General features: G+C 59.2%; 11 protein-coding genes, 1 rRNA gene and 1 pseudogene. 3 read left to right on the plus strand and 10 right to left on the minus strand.

Annotated features, from left to right (window positions below; all coding sequences use genetic code 11):
- Together GHO25_RS23680 and GHO25_RS23685 are read left to right on the plus strand one after the other, a co-directional pair.
- On the plus strand, positions 1-689 hold a 689-nt coding region (locus GHO25_RS23680; RefSeq protein ID WP_153392779.1), incomplete at its 5' end, for a FecR family protein.
- Positions 690-803: 114 nt separating this feature from the next.
- A complete protein-coding gene (locus GHO25_RS23685; protein WP_153392782.1) occupies positions 804-3,257 on the plus strand; it encodes a TonB-dependent receptor in 2,454 nt (817 codons plus the stop codon).
- Positions 3,258-3,313: 56 nt separating this feature from the next.
- Here the strand turns inward: GHO25_RS23685 and GHO25_RS23690 are convergent, their stop codons facing one another.
- The 7 genes from GHO25_RS23690 to GHO25_RS23720 form a co-directional block, all read right to left on the minus strand.
- A complete protein-coding gene (locus GHO25_RS23690) occupies positions 3,314-4,795 on the minus strand; it encodes a YdgA family protein (protein WP_153392785.1) in 1,482 nt (493 codons plus the stop codon).
- A gap of 308 nt (positions 4,796-5,103) precedes the next feature.
- Positions 5,104-6,549 carry an efflux transporter outer membrane subunit gene (locus GHO25_RS23695; RefSeq protein ID WP_153375929.1) on the minus strand — a complete coding sequence of 482 codons (1,446 nt, stop codon included), beginning with the start codon at positions 6,547-6,549 and terminating at the stop codon, positions 5,104-5,106.
- Positions 6,546-7,448 carry an HlyD family secretion protein gene (locus tag GHO25_RS23700; RefSeq protein WP_153392788.1) on the minus strand — a complete coding sequence of 301 codons (903 nt, stop codon included), beginning with the start codon at positions 7,446-7,448 and terminating at the stop codon, positions 6,546-6,548. Before GHO25_RS23700 ends, GHO25_RS23695 begins: the two co-directional genes overlap by 4 nt.
- Positions 7,445-7,654 (minus strand): DUF1656 domain-containing protein, encoded by a 210-nt coding sequence (locus tag GHO25_RS23705; protein ID WP_048366939.1) that lies wholly within the window; start codon positions 7,652-7,654, stop codon positions 7,445-7,447. The genes GHO25_RS23700 and GHO25_RS23705 overlap by 4 nt, the downstream gene beginning before the upstream one ends.
- Positions 7,651-9,741, minus strand: coding sequence for an FUSC family protein (locus GHO25_RS23710; RefSeq protein WP_048366940.1), 2,091 nt, complete (start codon positions 9,739-9,741; stop codon positions 7,651-7,653). The genes GHO25_RS23705 and GHO25_RS23710 overlap by 4 nt, the downstream gene beginning before the upstream one ends.
- On the minus strand, positions 9,738-10,169 hold the full coding sequence (locus tag GHO25_RS23715; RefSeq protein WP_048366941.1) for a MarR family winged helix-turn-helix transcriptional regulator: 432 nt from the start codon (positions 10,167-10,169) through the stop codon (positions 9,738-9,740). The genes GHO25_RS23710 and GHO25_RS23715 overlap by 4 nt, the downstream gene beginning before the upstream one ends.
- A 100-nt stretch (positions 10,170-10,269) precedes the next feature.
- Complete coding sequence (locus GHO25_RS23720) at positions 10,270-11,892, minus strand: glycosyltransferase family 39 protein (protein ID WP_153392791.1); 1,623 nt, start codon at positions 11,890-11,892, stop codon at positions 10,270-10,272.
- A gap of 287 nt (positions 11,893-12,179) precedes the next feature.
- Between GHO25_RS23720 and GHO25_RS23725 the strand changes: the two genes are divergently transcribed.
- On the plus strand, positions 12,180-12,878 hold the full coding sequence (locus tag GHO25_RS23725) for a GntR family transcriptional regulator (RefSeq protein WP_178110204.1): 699 nt from the start codon (positions 12,180-12,182) through the stop codon (positions 12,876-12,878).
- Positions 12,879-12,925: 47 nt separating this feature from the next.
- Here GHO25_RS23725 and GHO25_RS26990 read toward each other — a convergent pair whose 3' ends face one another.
- From GHO25_RS26990 to rrf, 3 genes and pseudogenes are all read right to left on the minus strand, one after another.
- Complete coding sequence (locus GHO25_RS26990) at positions 12,926-13,711, minus strand: methyl-accepting chemotaxis protein (protein ID WP_371929036.1); 786 nt, start codon at positions 13,709-13,711, stop codon at positions 12,926-12,928.
- Positions 13,712-13,780: 69 nt separating this feature from the next.
- Positions 13,781-14,806, minus strand: a pseudogene (locus GHO25_RS26995) (cache domain-containing protein); the annotation flags it as partial.
- Between the two features lie 271 nt (positions 14,807-15,077).
- Positions 15,078-15,193, minus strand: a 5S ribosomal RNA gene (gene rrf, locus GHO25_RS23735).
- Positions 15,194-15,327: the final 134 nt, after the last annotated feature.

A 15,327-nucleotide genomic window follows, 5' to 3' on the forward strand; every position in this document is an offset into this window, starting at 1 on the left:
GCGGGCTGGCAGCGGGGCTGGTGATGGCCGTGTTGGGCTACGGCGGCCTGGAGTACGTGCCGCGCTGGTCTGACACCCATCACACCGGGGTCGGTCAGCGCCAGCAATGGCTGTTGAGTGACGGCACGCGGGTGACGCTGAACAGCGCCACGGCGTTGTCGGTGGATTTCACCGCCAGCCAGCGCACCATCACGCTGCGCAAAGGCGAAGCGCTGTTTGAACTGGCGAATGATCCGGCCCGGCCTTTTGTGGTTGAGGCCGGTCAGGACCGGGTGCAGGCCAAGGATGCGACGTTCAGCGTGCGCCGTGACGCCGATCAGACCCGCGTGCTGGTGGCCACCGGCGCGGCGCAGGTTGAGCATCAGGCCCAGACTTTGGAGCTGCGCCCCAATCAGCAAGCGCTGTATCACGCTGGCCAGCCCGTTGCCGAGCGCCAGCAGGTGGATGCCAATGCGCTGACGGCGTGGCATCGCGGCAAGCTGATTTTCAACCGCAAGCCGTTGCAGGAAGTGCTCAGTGAGCTGGAGCGTTACCAGTACGGGCGCATTGTGCTGCCGGACACTGACTTAGGCGCGATGCAGATCAGCGGGGTGTTTGACCTTAATGATCCGCACAATTTGCTGCACACCCTTGAGCAGCGTTACGGGCTCAACATCACCTATTTGCCGTTTGTGGCATGGGTGCACTGAAAATAATTTCACGCGGGCACTGCAAGATCCTGTCGGGCATATCGTCGTACTAAGACCAAGAGCGAATCCGTTCTCATTAGCGATATAAAAACCCAAACAAGGATTAACACCGCAATGGTCCAGCCCATCAAACAGCCGCGCGGCGCACGCCCCACCGAACAACGACTGCGTCAAACGCTGATGGCCACCACGTTGCTGGCAAGCCTGGCGGGCACGTTCCACGCCACTGCGCACGCGGCACCGGCAACAGCGCCCAACGCCTCGGTGAGCACCCGCCAGGTCAACGTTGCCGTCCCGGCCCAAGACCTCGACCAGGCGCTGACGCAGTTTGCTGATCAGGCTGACTTGCACCTGTTGTTCACCTCTGCCGAAGTGACCGGGCTGCACAGCCCTGCGCTGGACGGCCAGATGAGCATTGAACAGGCGCTGCAAACCCTGTTGGCGGGCAGCGGCCTGAACTGGCAGTTCAGCGACGCGCGCACGGTGATCGTGCGCAAGCCGGACACGGCGGCAAAAGGGCTGCAACTCAAGGCGCTGGAAGTCAGTGTGGGCGCGCGCACCAGCACCGCCATCAGTGAAATTCCCGGTACGGTTTGGGTGGTGGATCAGGTGCAACTGCAAGAGCAACTGGACACCGGCGTCACCCTCAAAGAAGCCATTGGCAAGTTGGTGCCGGGCCTGGATCTGGCCCCCGAAGGCCGCAGCAATTACGGCCAGAACATGCGCGGGCGCAACGTTTTGGTGATGATCGACGGAGTGAGCCAAAACAGCTCGCGCGGCCTGTCGCGGCAGTTCGACAGCATCTCGCCGTTTAACGTGGAGCGGGTTGAAGTGTTATCGGGCGCCAGCGCGTTATATGGCGGCGGCGCCACGGGCGGGATCATCAATATCGTGACCAAAAAAGGCGCCCCCGGCCCGGCCCAGTTTGAAACCGAAGTGTCGGGCACCAGCGGCTTTAACAAGAGCGATGACCTGTCGAGCCGTATCTCGCAATCGGTGAGCGGCGGGACCGATCGGGTGCACGGCCGCCTGGGGATTTCCGGCGAGCAGAACAAAGCGTTTTACGACGGTAAAGGCGACCAGATCTTTATCGACAACACCCAGACTGACTTGCAGTACAACCGCACGCTGGACCTGATGGGCAGCCTGGCGATCAAGCTCGATGACGTGCAAGACCTTGACCTGCTGGCGCAGTATTACGACTCGGGCAACAATGGTAACACCGGGCTTTACTTCCCCAACCTGCACGACAAGGCACCGTCCAATCTGGAAGATGCCGAGATCCGCAGCGGCTACCACACCGACCTCGAGCCCCGCTCCAAGCGCCTGCTGTTCAACGCCAACTATCACCACAGTGACCTGCTGAGCCAGGACTTCTACTTGCAGGGCTCGTACCGCAAGGAAGACAACAATTTCTTCCCGTTCCCGTATTACAACGCGGGCAAGCCCCAAGGCGCCAACGGCGTTTACTTCGCCGCCTCGCAACAGAATTTTGAAGTCACCAGCCTCAAGGCGCTGTTCGCCAAACAGTGGGACAGCGTGAAACTGACCTATGGCGTGGACCTGGACCGTGAGCGTTTTAACGCCACGCAAAGTGTGTTCAATTCGGCCATTTCTTCCGAGAGCGGCGGGCTGGATCTGGACACCCAAAGCAAAGCCCCGCGTTACCCGAGCTACCGCGTCGACGGCCACTCGGTGTATGCCCAGGCGGACTGGAAGCTCACCGACGCCCTGACCTTGTCCGGTGGCGCACGCCGCCAGCAAATGGATGTGGACGTGGGAGTGTTCAAAGGCATCCCCGGTGGCAGCAACGATTACGCGGTCAACCTGTTCAACCTGGGCGCTATTTATGACTTCAAGAACGGCCACCAGACCTGGATCAACTACAGCGAAGGCTTTGACCTGCCGGACCCGGCCAAGTATTACGGCAAGGCGGGCTTGAGCGTTAAAGACAACCCGCTGGCCGGGATCAAGAGCCGTCAGGTCGAAACCGGCTGGCGTTTTGCCGATGTGGACTGGGACGCGCAGGCAGCGGTGTATTACATCTGGTCTGACAAAGTCATCACCACCGACAGCGCGACGCTGACCATTGATGTGGCCGATAAAAAGAGCCGCGACTTTGGTTTCGAAGGTGCGCTGACCCGTCACTTCAACAACGGCTGGGATGCGGGCGGCACGTTGCACCTGGTGCGTTCCGAAGAGGAAGACGCCGATGGCGACTGGATGAAGCGCGATGCCCGTTACGCGTCGTTGTCCAAATCAACGGCGTTCGTGGGCTGGCATGGGGACGGTCGTAATGTTCGCTTGCAGGGCAACCACGCCTTCACGCTCAAGGACGATTCTGATCACAAAATCAGCGGTTACACCACGTTCGATTTGATGGGCAGCCAAGAGACAGCATTCGGCACCTTCAGCGCCGGCATCCAGAACCTGCTGGACAAGGAGTACAGCACGGTCTGGGGCCAGCGTGCCGCGTTGTTTTACTCACCGACTTACGGCCCGGAGTACCTGTATGACTACCAGGGGCGGGGTCGGACGTACACCTTGACCTGGTCGATGGCGTACTGAGTGCAGGCAGGCTGCGAAAGGGCCAAGCCCTTCGCAGCCTGTGGCAGCGACGATGTTTACTGAGGCGCGACACCGCCAAAGCGGGTGCCCATGAGGGTGACGAAGTCTTCGAGGCTCATTTTCTCCCCGTTGAAATTCACCACGCCGGCGGCATAGTTGAGCGACGCCAGGATGTTGTTGCCCTCAACGTTCGCCAGCCCGGTTTGCACCGCCATGACGCCCGCCAGTTCGCTGGTCATGTTGGCGACCTGGGCGATTTGTTTCGGGTCGGTCTGGCCAGCCAATTGCGCCTGAACGCTCGCCAGGTCAGCAATCATCGGCTTGGACAGCTGCAGTTTGGCATCCAGCGAGGTCAGCATTTGTTTCACCACATCGAGCGGCGGTAGATCGAACGAAGCGGGCTGCGCCAGGCTGGTCGTGATGCTCAGTTGGCTCTCGCCGTTGGTGGTTTTGATGTTGAGTTTTTCCAGCGCCAGATTCGGCTTGGCCGCCAGCAGCGTGCTGACATCGGCTTGCACTTGGGTGTCTTCGGCCGGAGTCAGTTGCACCTTGGGCAGGGTGCCGTCGGCTTGTGGCTGGAACTTGTTCTGGTAGATCTGCAACAGCGACTGCATCGCTGGAATGTCCAGGTTGCTGGCAGACATGACCATTTCTGCGCTGCCCACGGGCTTGTCGTTGAATGTGACGTCACCCAGGCTGTAGGTCAGGCGCCCGGACATCAGGCGGTCTTTGGCCGAAGCGGAGCCGGTGTATTCAAAGTTTTTGACCTTGAGCACAGACTGGGCCGCGCCGGAGGTCAGTTGCGCTTCGCTCAGCTCCAGCACGTTCTGGCCCAGGTAGAAACCGTAGGTGCTTTTGTTCAGGTCGCTGGCCAGGGTCAGCCCGCTCAGCTCGATCGACACCGGTGCGGTATCGGCAGGCGTCGCCAGGAGCTTGAGGTAGTCCATGTAGCCTTTGGCTTTGAGGTGCTGGGCGCCTTCATCGGTTTGGGCGCTAAGGTTCAGGCCCGAGAAACTGATGCGGGTGTTGTCGTCCAGCGTGAGGTCGAAGGGCAGCAACTCCAGTTGCCCGTCCACCGAACGACCGTAACCCAAAGTGACCTGGCCGATAAGAGGCGCCTGGTCCTTGGTGGCTGCGAACCATTTTTCGGTGAAGGGGGTTTTCTCAAGGGCGTAGTTGCTGACCGCCATGACCGGCGCCCACTTGAAGGTCTTGATGCGCGACCACGGCAACGGGCCGTGCTCGATGTGATCAACAAACAACAGCTCAACCGGCTGTGGATCAGACCCTTGGGCATCATCCTGAAGGGTCAGACGATAGTGCGCGGTGCTGCTGTAGAGGTGGGTCTCAATGGACACCAGTTCGATGCTGCCGTGGGTCGCGGACCCGGCCAGTTGAGCGGCCATTTCTTTGTTGGCTTCGGCGATCGAGGTCTTGAGTTCGCCTTCGATCTTGGTGCCGGTGTACCAGGCGCCAGCCGTGTTCAAAACCCCTGCGATTACAACAATGCCGACCAGTACGCCTAATGGTTTGTTCATCAAGTTGACCCGTTCAATGTCCGTTGTGTTGAAGATATGCGGTCTTTGCTGAGCCCTTCATGGGCCAAAAAGTGGCAGCAGGTTATCACTCGCGGCGAGTCGACGCTGCGTTTCGCCCGCACCGATCAAGCGCACAGCGTAGACGCTATTGCGCAAAGCTTGCGAGCGTAGCGCCTGAAATAAGCGGCCCTGAGGACAATCGTGCTGGCTTGGCCGATGACTGCGCAGAATTCTCCTACGCAATTAAAAGCACCATCCTAAAGCCAACATGATAATCCTCAGCCGCTCTCCACTGCGTGACAGTGTTGTCAGGGTTTAGCCGCGGCCGGGGCTTGGGCACGACTGCTTTCCCAGCCGCCACCCAGGGCCAGGAACAGGTCGATCTGGCTCATCGCGACTTGGGTGTTGGCCGCCGCTAACTGAGCCCGCACATCGGTGTAGGTGCGCGTGGCTTGCAGGTCTGCGAGGAACGATTCACGCCCGGCGGCAAAGAACTGATGGGTCTGGTCAGCCGCTGTTTTGGCTGAGGCATCCGCTTCGGCCAAGGCATCGCGGCGTTGCAGTGCAGCGGTGTATTGCACAAGGCTGGTCTGGGTTTCGCGGACCGCGTTCAGCACCACGCCATCAAAGCTTGCCAAGGCGCCTTGGGTAGCGGCCTCGGCTTCGCGGATTCGCGCACGTGAGCCATTGGTGGGGATGGTCCAGCTCAGCAGCGGGCCAAAGCCCCAGCGGTTGGTCGGCGCGGTGCCGAGGTTGTCGACGATCCCGACCGTGCCGATGGAGGCGCCGATGCTGATGTCCGGATACAACGAGCCGGTGGCTACGCCAATTTCGGCGGTTGCGGCGGCCAAGTGGCGCTCGGCCTGACGCACGTCCGGGCGACGCTTGAGCAGCGCGGCACCGTCACCCACGGGGAGTAATTGCGCGATGTGCGGCAGCTCATCACAGGTGGCGAGATGGGCAGGCAGTTGGTCCAGCGGTTTGGCCAGTAGCATCGACAAACGGAACAGCCCGGCCTGACGTTGAGCCTCATAGCGCGGCAGTTCAGCACGCAACGATTTGACCTGGGTTTCAGAACGCGTGACCTGGGTTTCATCACCGCGCCCGGCATCGCGCAGGCGCTGGGTGAGCGCGGTGGTTTGCGCTTGCAGTTTTAACGACTCTTTGGCGATGCCCAGCTCTTCGTTGGCAGCGCAGACTTGCACGTAAGCACGCACCACGTCAGCGACCACGGTGATTCGCGCAGTGTCGGCGGCGGCTTGGGTGGCATCGGCGTTGGCCTGTGCTGCCTCAATGCCGCGCTTTAACGTGCCCCACAAATCGAACTGGTACGAGGTGCTGATGCCCAGGTCACCGACGTTGGCCACCGGGACTTTATCTGCCAGCAAAAAGGCTTCGCCCGACTCTTGCAGGCGCTGGGCGCCGGCTTTCACCGAACCGCTCCAGCCACCCGCCGACTCGGCCTGTTCAACCTGGGCACGCGCCCGCGCAAGGTTCGCCGCCGCTACGCGCAGGTTGGTGTTGGAGGCCATGGCCTGACGCACCAATTCATTCAGCGTCGGGTCTTGGTAGAGCTTCCACCAATCCGTGGGCACCGGCGCCGAGACGACGTTATCGCCCTCGCCCGCCAACGTGCCTTGCAGGTCTGGGCGCTGCTGGGCCGCGTCTTTAGGCAGGTGATAGTCCGGCCCGACCATCTGGCAGCCGGCCAGCAGCAACCCCAGCCCTACGGCTGCCAGGCGAACCGCTTTCATTGCACCGTCTCCTGTGCCGGCTTGGCTTTGGGCGAGTCCGGGATGATGGAAACGGTCGCCGTGCGGCCCGCGATCATGCGGAAATCTTCAGGCACATCATCAAAGACGATGCGCACCGGAATCCGTTGCGCCAGCCGTACCCAACTGAAGGCCGGGTTCACGTTGGGCAGCAGGTTCTGGCCGCTGGTGCGGTCGCGGTCTTCGATACCGGCCACGATGCTTTCGACATGGCCACGCAAACGGGCGTCGTCACCGATCACGCGGATATCAACGCTTTGGCCCACGTGAATGCCATCGAGTTTGGTTTCTTCGAAATAGCCGTCGATGTGGAAGGAGCTGCTGTCGACAATCGACAACACGGGCCGCCCGGCGGTGACGAATTCGTTGACCCGAGGGGCGCGGTCGTTGACGTAGCCATCAACCGGGCTGCGCACCACGGTGCGGTCGAGGTTGAGCTGGGCGCTGTCGACGGCCACTTCGGCCTCGGTGAGCGCGGCCTGGGCGCGCATTTCTCGCGACTGGCTTTCTTCCAGTTGCTCACGCGCAACGAGGTTGCCCAACCCCCGATTACGGCGGTTTTCACGCTGGGCCTGGGCCAGGGTTTCTTTACGGTCAGCCACGGTCGCCTGCGCCTGACGCAAGGCCAGTTTGAAGCGGTCCTGGTCGATGACGAACAACACTTGGTCGCGCGTCACGGGCTGGTTGTCGCGCACATCGACTTGCTTGATGAGGCCCGACACGTCAGGGGAGATTTGCACCACGTCTGCGCGGATGTGGCCATCGCGCGTCCAGGGAGCAAACATGTAGTACATGGTCATGCGCCAGACCACGACGCAGGCAAACGCCACCACCAACAAGGTGAGAACAACGCGGCCCAAGGTCAATAAAGGTTTTTTCATGTCATCAAATATCGACTAAACGAATCCACAACGCCGAGTAGCAGAGCGTAGAGACCGACGTTGAACAAAGCCCGGTGCCAGACCAGGCGGTAAAAGTGCAGACGCGTAAGAACCGCGTGAACCGCTAAAAACAGCAGGTAGGTGATGCCCATCAATACCAGGAGCGTAGGCAGGAAAACCCCGCTGATATCGATATCTCCGATCATAGCGGCGCTCCGTCAATGCCTTGCACGTGTGGGTGCTGCAGGTCGTCGTTATCCACAATGAACTCCACACCCGGCAGCAGGGCCAGACGCAAGCCGCTGAGGGCATGCAGCAGGTGAACCCGTGCATCGCTTTCGTCTTGCAGGGCATTGGCGTTGAGCGCGCGCCGGGTTCGATCCATGGTCATTTGCAGACCGCTGGGGATAGGTAAACGCTCACCGGCCATCAGGCAGGTGCGGAAATAATCCCCCACGTCGCTGACCACTTGGCGCAACAGTAATTGCGGCCCGCCGGTGACGCGCGGGGCGTAGGCCAGCAGGTCGAGGAGGTTGAGCGCCACACGCAGTTCACGCAGCGCAATGCCGGTGTCTTGCCCGGTCATGGCCAGACGCGGCAGGTGCTGCATCAAGCGATCGAGCATTTGCGCGCCCATTTGCCGGTGCTCGGCCAAGGTTGCGGGTTTGGTCAACCGCACGATGTCGCGCCAGCTGAACCGGGTCAGCCGTTTAGCCGCCAGCTCTGCGCCGAAGGGGCGCGCAATCAAGGTCCAGATGAAGGCAAACAGCAGCCCGATGGGGCCGGCCAGGTTGGCGTTCATGAAGACCTGAAAGTCAGCGTCGTAGGCTCCCTGAATGCTGATGAATGACGCGGTGTTGACGATGGTCAGCAAGGTGCCCAGGTAAAAGCGCGGCTGGACGGTCAGGGTGCCGACGCAAATAAACGGCACGGCAAACGCGAGCACCAGCATGGGGAAGTCATGCAGGTTGGGCAGGATCACGAACAGGTAGAGGCTGGCGAACAGCACTGAGAGCGAGGTCCAGAAAAAGAACCGGTAAATCTGCGGGGCCGGGTCGTCCATGGCGGCGAAAAAGCTGCAGGCGACGGCCGCCAAAATGACTGCGCTGGCGCCGTCCGTCCAACCGAGCAGAATCCACAGCACGCAGGCGACGACGATCGCCGTGACGGTGGAGAACGCGGAATAGAGCATGAGGCCGCGGTCCAGAAACGGTGTCAGCCGACCCAGCCGCCAGTGCCGGTAAACTGCTCGCCAGACGGTTTGATCTCCGGTGGAAATGGCCAGTTGCAGGCTGCGGCAGTCTTGCCACAAGTCGATCCACTCTCCCAAGCGGTAGAGCACGTTGGAGAGCAATAACTGGCGGCGATCATCCAGGGCTTCGGCGCTCGGTTGCAGGTGTTGCAGCTCGTTGCGCAGCGCTTGCCATTGTTCGACGGGAGCGCCTTCGCTGGTGGTTTCAAGCCAGGTGCGCGCGTGTTGCAACACCGGCGTGACTTTATCGACCAGCTCCGGGGTTCGGCGCTCCAGGGCGTAAAGGGCGTCGTCGAGGGCATCCACCACGGGCAGTAGATGGATCATGCGCCCGCGCAGTTCTTTGGTGTTGCGCACGGTTTGCGGGTGCGCGCCTTCGTGGGGTAACTGACCGATCATCAGCTCCAGGGTGTTGAAGGTCGAGACCATTGAGGCACGCAGGCCACTGGCTTTGCCGGGGTCGACCTCGCGGGACAAAAAGTACTGACTGTAATTGGCGGCGTCGGTGAACCACTTGGCCGATGAGTCGATGAACACCGGTGTGAGGCGTCGAGGCCAGAACATGCTGCCGACCACGGCCGCACAAACGATGCCGAGCATGATCTCTTCGGTACGCGAGACGGCGATGTCAAAGACGTTGAGCGGGTTATCCACAATCGGCAAGGCGATCATCGGCATGGTGTAGCCCGCCAGCATGAAGACGTAGCTGTTGGCGGTGCGCAGGTGCAATGACAAGAACAGCAGGATGCCCGTCCACAGCGCAATCACCAGCACCAGCAGAAACGGTGTCTGGACAAATAACGGGACAAAGAACACTGCTGCCGAAGCCCCCAGCAGCGTACCAATGGCGCGGTAGATCGCCTTGGAGCTGGTGGGGCCGACAAAGGGGCTGGAGACGATGTAAACCGTGGCCATCGCCCAGTAAGGACGGGGCATTTCCATGAGCAGGGCGATGTACAGCGCGATCATGGAGGCGGCAAACGTCCGCACGCCGTAGAACCAGTCACGAGCGGGCGGCATGCTGCTGAAAAAGCCGTTCAAGACGCCGCTCCGTCAGGCAGTTGGCCGGCGGCTTCAAAGGCTTTGATCACTCTCAAGGCGGCTTCTTGATCGGCGACTGAAATGTCGGCCAATGCTGCACGCCGCAGTTGTACCAACTGGGCTTCAATGGACTGCACCAAGGTACGACCGACGGGCGTAAGGCTCAGGGTTTTGGCGCGGCGATCGCTGGCGTCTTCGTTGCGCACAACGTAACCGGCCTTGCACATCTGATCGAGCAGACGCACCAGCGACGGGCTTTCCATGCCCGCCGCCTGGGCCACGGTCACTTGCCGCACGCCCTCGCCCAAGCGGCCGATTATCAGCAGCGGCATGGCGCAGGCTTCGGAGATGCCGAAGTTGACCAGCGTGGTCTGGCAGACGCGACGCCAATGACGGGTCGCAACCACCATACCGGTGCTGATGCTCATTTGGAGTTGATCTAGAGAGTCAGGCAAGAGACATCACATAATGTTAGTTTGCTAACTATTAATACTGCTCGGCCAGATGATCACAGTCAAGTGTTACGAATTAATTCTGCTGACCTGTTGTCTGTCTTGTGAGCAGATCAGCGCCGCAATCAGCCGCGCCGCAGGTCAAATATAGTCGAACCTGGGTGTCATCGATGGTCAGATCCTGGGTTTTGTGCCACCCGGACGGAATGGGCGCAAAGTCGTCCGGCTGCACGCTGCTGCTGATCAGCCAGATGCGCCCTGGGGTGGCGGGCAGGTCGGCCAGATGGTCGACGTAGATCTTGGCGCCGTCCTCGTTTACCAGCGTTCCGAAACCATAGGCCGTCGGCCGCCCGGACACACCGTCTGGCGTGGGCGGTGTGTAGAGCATGGGTTGGGCTGGGGTTTTGTTGTAGTAAACGTAACTGAAGTACCAGAACAGGTCGCTGACGATGATTCGGTCACCGGGCAGGAACTGCTGATTCACGTGCTCAACCAGTTGGTCAAAGTGGTCGGCGTCGCTACTGAAGTTGCTGCGCAGGCCCACACTTTCGACGCCCATGAACAGCACAAGCACTGCAATCGCGATAACGCGTTTGTGCGCAAGCAGGCGGTCGACCGCGATGGCGACGAGCAACGGCAAGCCCAGCGCGGCAAAACTCACGTAGCGCTCTATGAACATGGGCGAGATAAACGACAGGGCGTAAATCGCCAGGATCGGCAGCAAGGTGTAGATCGCGATGAGGGCGTGAAATTTATAAGGGGATGCATCGCGCACGGCGATCCAGATCACGCCGGCAAACAGCGCCAGGGGGGCCAGCCAAAATACCGGCCAAGGCAGGGTATCGCCTTCGTCTTGTGTCAGAAGCTGCCAGACCATGGCCGGTAAAGAGCGCGCATCGACAGGCGGCTCCCAGCCCACATCGCCACCGGCTTTTAGCTCGTGCATGTGTTGCAGCAGATCCACCAGGCCCGGCAGCCAGGGCAGGAACAAGATGACGATGCCGGTGTTGGCCAGCCACCAGGTCGGCCGCTTGATCAAGCTGCCCACGGCACTGTGACGAGTGCTCAGTATCAGCAGGTACAGCCAGTGCGCCATGACGCAAAAAGCAGCGAAGTAATGGGTGTAGAACGCTGCGGTCATCAGCGCCGCGTAGACAGCCAGATAGCGCGTTTTATCGGGGTTTTTGACCCAGTAGACCAAGGCAATGGTTGCACCGATCAGCCACATCCCCAGCAGCGAATACATGCGCACTTCCTGGCTGTAGCGCACGGCTGTCGGCAACAACGCCAACAGGATACCTGCCAGCAACGCAGCCCTTTGGGTCGCGACCAGTCGCACCAGCCACATCCCGAGAAACACTGTGGCGATCCCGGGTACAACGCTCAGGGCACGGATCGAGGCCAGGCTGTCACCGAACACGCCCATCCAGCCATGCAGAAGCATGAAATACAGCGGTGGATGAACATCGTGTGCGGCATGAATCCAGATGCCGCTGAGCGAGTAGTTGCTCAGCATCAAGCTGGAGCCTTCGTCACACCAGATGGACGAGCTGGTTGAGCCGTAAAATCGTACGGCCGTGGCCACCAGCAAAATGCACCACAGCCACGGCTGGAGAAACAGTCGAGTCAGTGCGTTGTGGGACGGTTCAGGGCGTTGAAACAGTTGCTCGTCGACATCGCTATTACTGAGTACGCCCATGTTTCACCTGATGTGCATTAAGACTACGACTGGAGCCGTATTAACTGTCGCGATTGTAGGGCACAAACCACAGGAAAAGGGGAACCGTCCACACGGAACAGCGCAAGAAAAAACAGTGGGATCCCCTGTAATCTCTTGGCTTGTCGCCGCATTAAACTAGGGCGCGTACGATAGGCAACTCGTTACACAAGTCTATTCGTTACAAGGTTTGACAGGGATCGAGTCACTGCCTAACGTAATTTGGATCCAAATCAGCGTGCTCAACTTCCGCAGCGGGTAGCGTCTACGTGGCCGTTAAAAAGAATCCATTAAGCAGTATTGAAGTACACGGGGCGATTCCAGCTCATCTGGCGCGATCAGTGATTGAAGAGTCGCTGCGCAACGCTATTCTTGATGGCCGCTTGCCCTGCGGGACGGCTATTCGTCAGCAGGCCCTGGCCGCCTTGTTTGGTGTGAGCCGCATGCCGGTTCGTGAAGCCCTGCGCCAACTTGAAGCCCAGGGGTTGCTGCAGGTCGTCCAATACAAAGGCGCGGTGGTTGCACCTTTGATTCAGGATGATTCGCTGGAAACCTACGCGCTACGGTTTTTACTGGAAGCGCAGGCTCTGCGCTTGTCATTGCCATTGCTTGACGAAGAGGATTTCAAGGCCGCTTCGGCTTGCATCGATGCGCTTGAAGTCGAAACGGATTTCGGAAAAATCGGAACGCTCAATCGGCTTTTTCACCAAGCGCTTTACGCTAAAGCTCCGAACAAGAAGCTGTTGGCACTGATCGAAACGGGGCTTGTGGAAGAGGAGCGTTTTTTGCGCTTTAACCTTGAGCAAATGGGCTTGGGACGGCTGCCTCAGGACGATCACCGGGCGTTGCTGCGTTATGCACGGGCGAGGGATGTAGAGGCGTGTGTCAATGAACTGGAGCAGCATCTACAGCGCGGGGTCAATGCGATTATTCGCTATCTCCAGGACCAGAAATCGAAACAGCCCTGACACATAGAATGCCAGGGCTGTGGATAACTTATTGAGGGCGGTAGGGCTCAGATTTTGAAGCTGTCGACCAGTTGCTTGAGGCGGCTGGCTTGCTGTGAGAGTGCATCGCAATCTTTGAGGGTTTCGTTAAGGTTGGCCACACCTTGCTGATTGAGCAGGTTGATGTGGGTGATATCCAGGTTGAGGCTTTCGACCACGGAGGTCTGCTCTTCCGTGGCAGCGGCTACCGACTGGTTCATGCCGTCAATTTCTTCGATGCGCTGAGTCACGCTGATTAAACGGGCACCGGCCTGGTTGGCCACTTCTACGCTGTCTTCGCTGGAAATCTGGCTGGCATTCATGGTGCTTACCGCCTCGCGAGAGCCGATTTGCAGTGAGGTGATCATTTTATGGATCTCTTCTGCCGACTCCTGAGTGCGATGAGCGAGGTTGCGCACCTCATCCGCCACGACGGCAAACCCACGTCCCGCCTCCCCCGCACGCGCGGCCTCAATGGCCGCGTTGAGGGCCAGCAAGTTGGTTTGTTGGGAGATCCCTTTGATCACATCGAGTATGTGACCAATGTTGTCGGTGCTGGCGTTGAGGGTTTCGATCTGCGCGCAGGACACGCTGATCTTTTGCGAGAGTTCGGTCATGGCCTGGATGGTCTGCTCGACCACTTTGCGGCCATCATCCGCTTGCTCACTCGCACCGCTGGCATGCTGCGAGGCATCAGCGGCATTGCGTGCGATCTCCTGGGTTGCAGCGCCCAGTTCATTGATGGCAGCGGCGACGCTGTTGGTGCGTGCGCTTTGCTCGTCTGAACCGACGATGGAGGCGTTGGACGAGCTCATCACACGCTCGGACAAATCATGGACCTGGCGAGTGACCGAGGACACTTCGGAGATGGACGCATGAATACGCTCAACGAACTGGTTGAAGGAGCTGGCCAGTTCGCCAAACTCGTCTTTGTGTTCAATCGCCAGACGCCGCGTCAGGTCACCTTCACCTTGCGCGATGTCTTGCATGGCACGGCCCATGGTGGTCAGCGGACGCATCAGTACACGAATCAGCAGACTCAACAGGAGTGCAATCACTGCCACAGCAATCACCGTTGCGATGAGTGCCGAGGTCCGGAATTTGGTGAGCGACGCGTAGGCTTTATCTTTATCCAGTGACTGACCGATGTACCAGTCTGCAGAAGGCAAACCGGTGACCGGGGTAAACGAGATGATCCGCTCCTGGCCATTGAGCATCACGTCTTGAATGCCTTTTTCAATTTTTAGAGAACTGCTGGGATAAATGTCCCGCAGATTCTTCATCACTTGGTCCTTTTCGGGGCTGACGATGACTTGGCCATCTCCGCTCACCAAGAAGGCGTAGCCCAGGCCGCCGGAGTCTACCGAGTTGATGATGTTGACCAAGCTGTCCAGGCTTAAATCGCCACCGACAACACCCAACAACTCACCGTTCTTTTTGACCGGCATGGCGATGGTGACGATCAGACCGCCTACAGCTGCCATGTAGGGCGGCGTAAGCATTGTTTTGTCTGCCAGGACGCCTTGCTTGTACCAAGGCCGTTCACGCGGGTCATAGCCGTCTGGCATCTTGGCGTCAGGGCGCTGTGTAAATACGCCATTGGCCTGACCGATATAAGTGAACTGGAAATTTGAAGTCAGTGCAGGCTGATCGATGAGCCCGGCGAGGTCGGCTTGATCGCCTTGGTGGGCAATGTTTTGGGCAAGGCTCTCTAATACCAGGATGCGACCGCTCAACCAGTTCTGAATGCTGCTCGCGGTCAGGTTGCCGGCTTGCGCCACTGAGGAGTCGATGTCCTGCCTGATGGTGTTGCGCTGCAGATAGTCGTTGTACAAGGCAAACAACGCAAACGCTAAAACGACGACGCCTGAAGCGGCCAGAAGAATTTTATGACTGAACTTAAGATTCATAGCATGGGACTTCTTATGCCGAAAGGATGGATGCCGGTTGAAGCATGCTTGGGGAATCAGGCAGCCGATCAGGCCCAACCGACTTGCTCAACAGGCTGTCGGCATCAGCGGCTGAAAAATTAGCTGTTTGTGGAAGCTATTTGTGTGATCCGACGAACGCGCCGTCGTAGATGTGGGAATGGTCTGAGGAATTATTGGGACGTTTGGGAATTTACGTCGCGCAAAAACAAAACCCCTGTCTGCGTGAGCAGACAGGGGTTTCGGAATTCAATCTTGACGATGACCTACTCTCACATGGGGAAACCCCACACTACCATCGGCGATGCATCGTTTCACTGCTGAGTTCGGGATGGGATCAGGTGGTTCCAATGCTCTATGGTCGTCAAGAAATTCTGTGACAGATCCGTTACTGCTAACGTGCCTGCGAAAACTTGGTACTTCTATAAAAACAAAATCCCTGTCTGCGTGAGCAGACAGGGATTTTGGAATTTAATCTTGACGATGACCTACTCTCACATGGG

The organism is Pseudomonas sp. FSL R10-1350 (genome assembly GCF_009600525.1).
In the GTDB taxonomy this organism is placed as follows: Bacteria; Pseudomonadota; Gammaproteobacteria; order Pseudomonadales; family Pseudomonadaceae; genus Aquipseudomonas; species Aquipseudomonas helleri.

Bases quoted from the DNA above. Each gene is read 5' to 3' on its own strand.
- GHO25_RS23685 (WP_153392782.1), top strand. From the start codon at position 804: ATGGTCCAGCCCATCAAACAGCCGCGCGGCGCACGCCCCACCGAACAA.
- GHO25_RS23690 (WP_153392785.1), bottom strand. From the start codon at position 4,795: ATGAACAAACCATTAGGCGTACTGGTCGGCATTGTTGTAATCGCAGGG.
- GHO25_RS23695 (WP_153375929.1), bottom strand. From the start codon at position 6,549: ATGAAAGCGGTTCGCCTGGCAGCCGTAGGGCTGGGGTTGCTGCTGGCC.
- GHO25_RS23715 (WP_048366941.1), bottom strand. From the start codon at position 10,169: ATGAGCATCAGCACCGGTATGGTGGTTGCGACCCGTCATTGGCGTCGC.
- GHO25_RS23720 (WP_153392791.1), bottom strand. From the start codon at position 11,892: ATGGGCGTACTCAGTAATAGCGATGTCGACGAGCAACTGTTTCAACGC.
- GHO25_RS23705 (WP_048366939.1), bottom strand. From the start codon at position 7,654: ATGATCGGAGATATCGATATCAGCGGGGTTTTCCTGCCTACGCTCCTG.
- GHO25_RS23700 (WP_153392788.1), bottom strand. From the start codon at position 7,448: ATGAAAAAACCTTTATTGACCTTGGGCCGCGTTGTTCTCACCTTGTTG.
- GHO25_RS26990 (WP_371929036.1), bottom strand. From the start codon at position 13,711: ATGAGCTCGTCCAACGCCTCCATCGTCGGTTCAGACGAGCAAAGCGCA.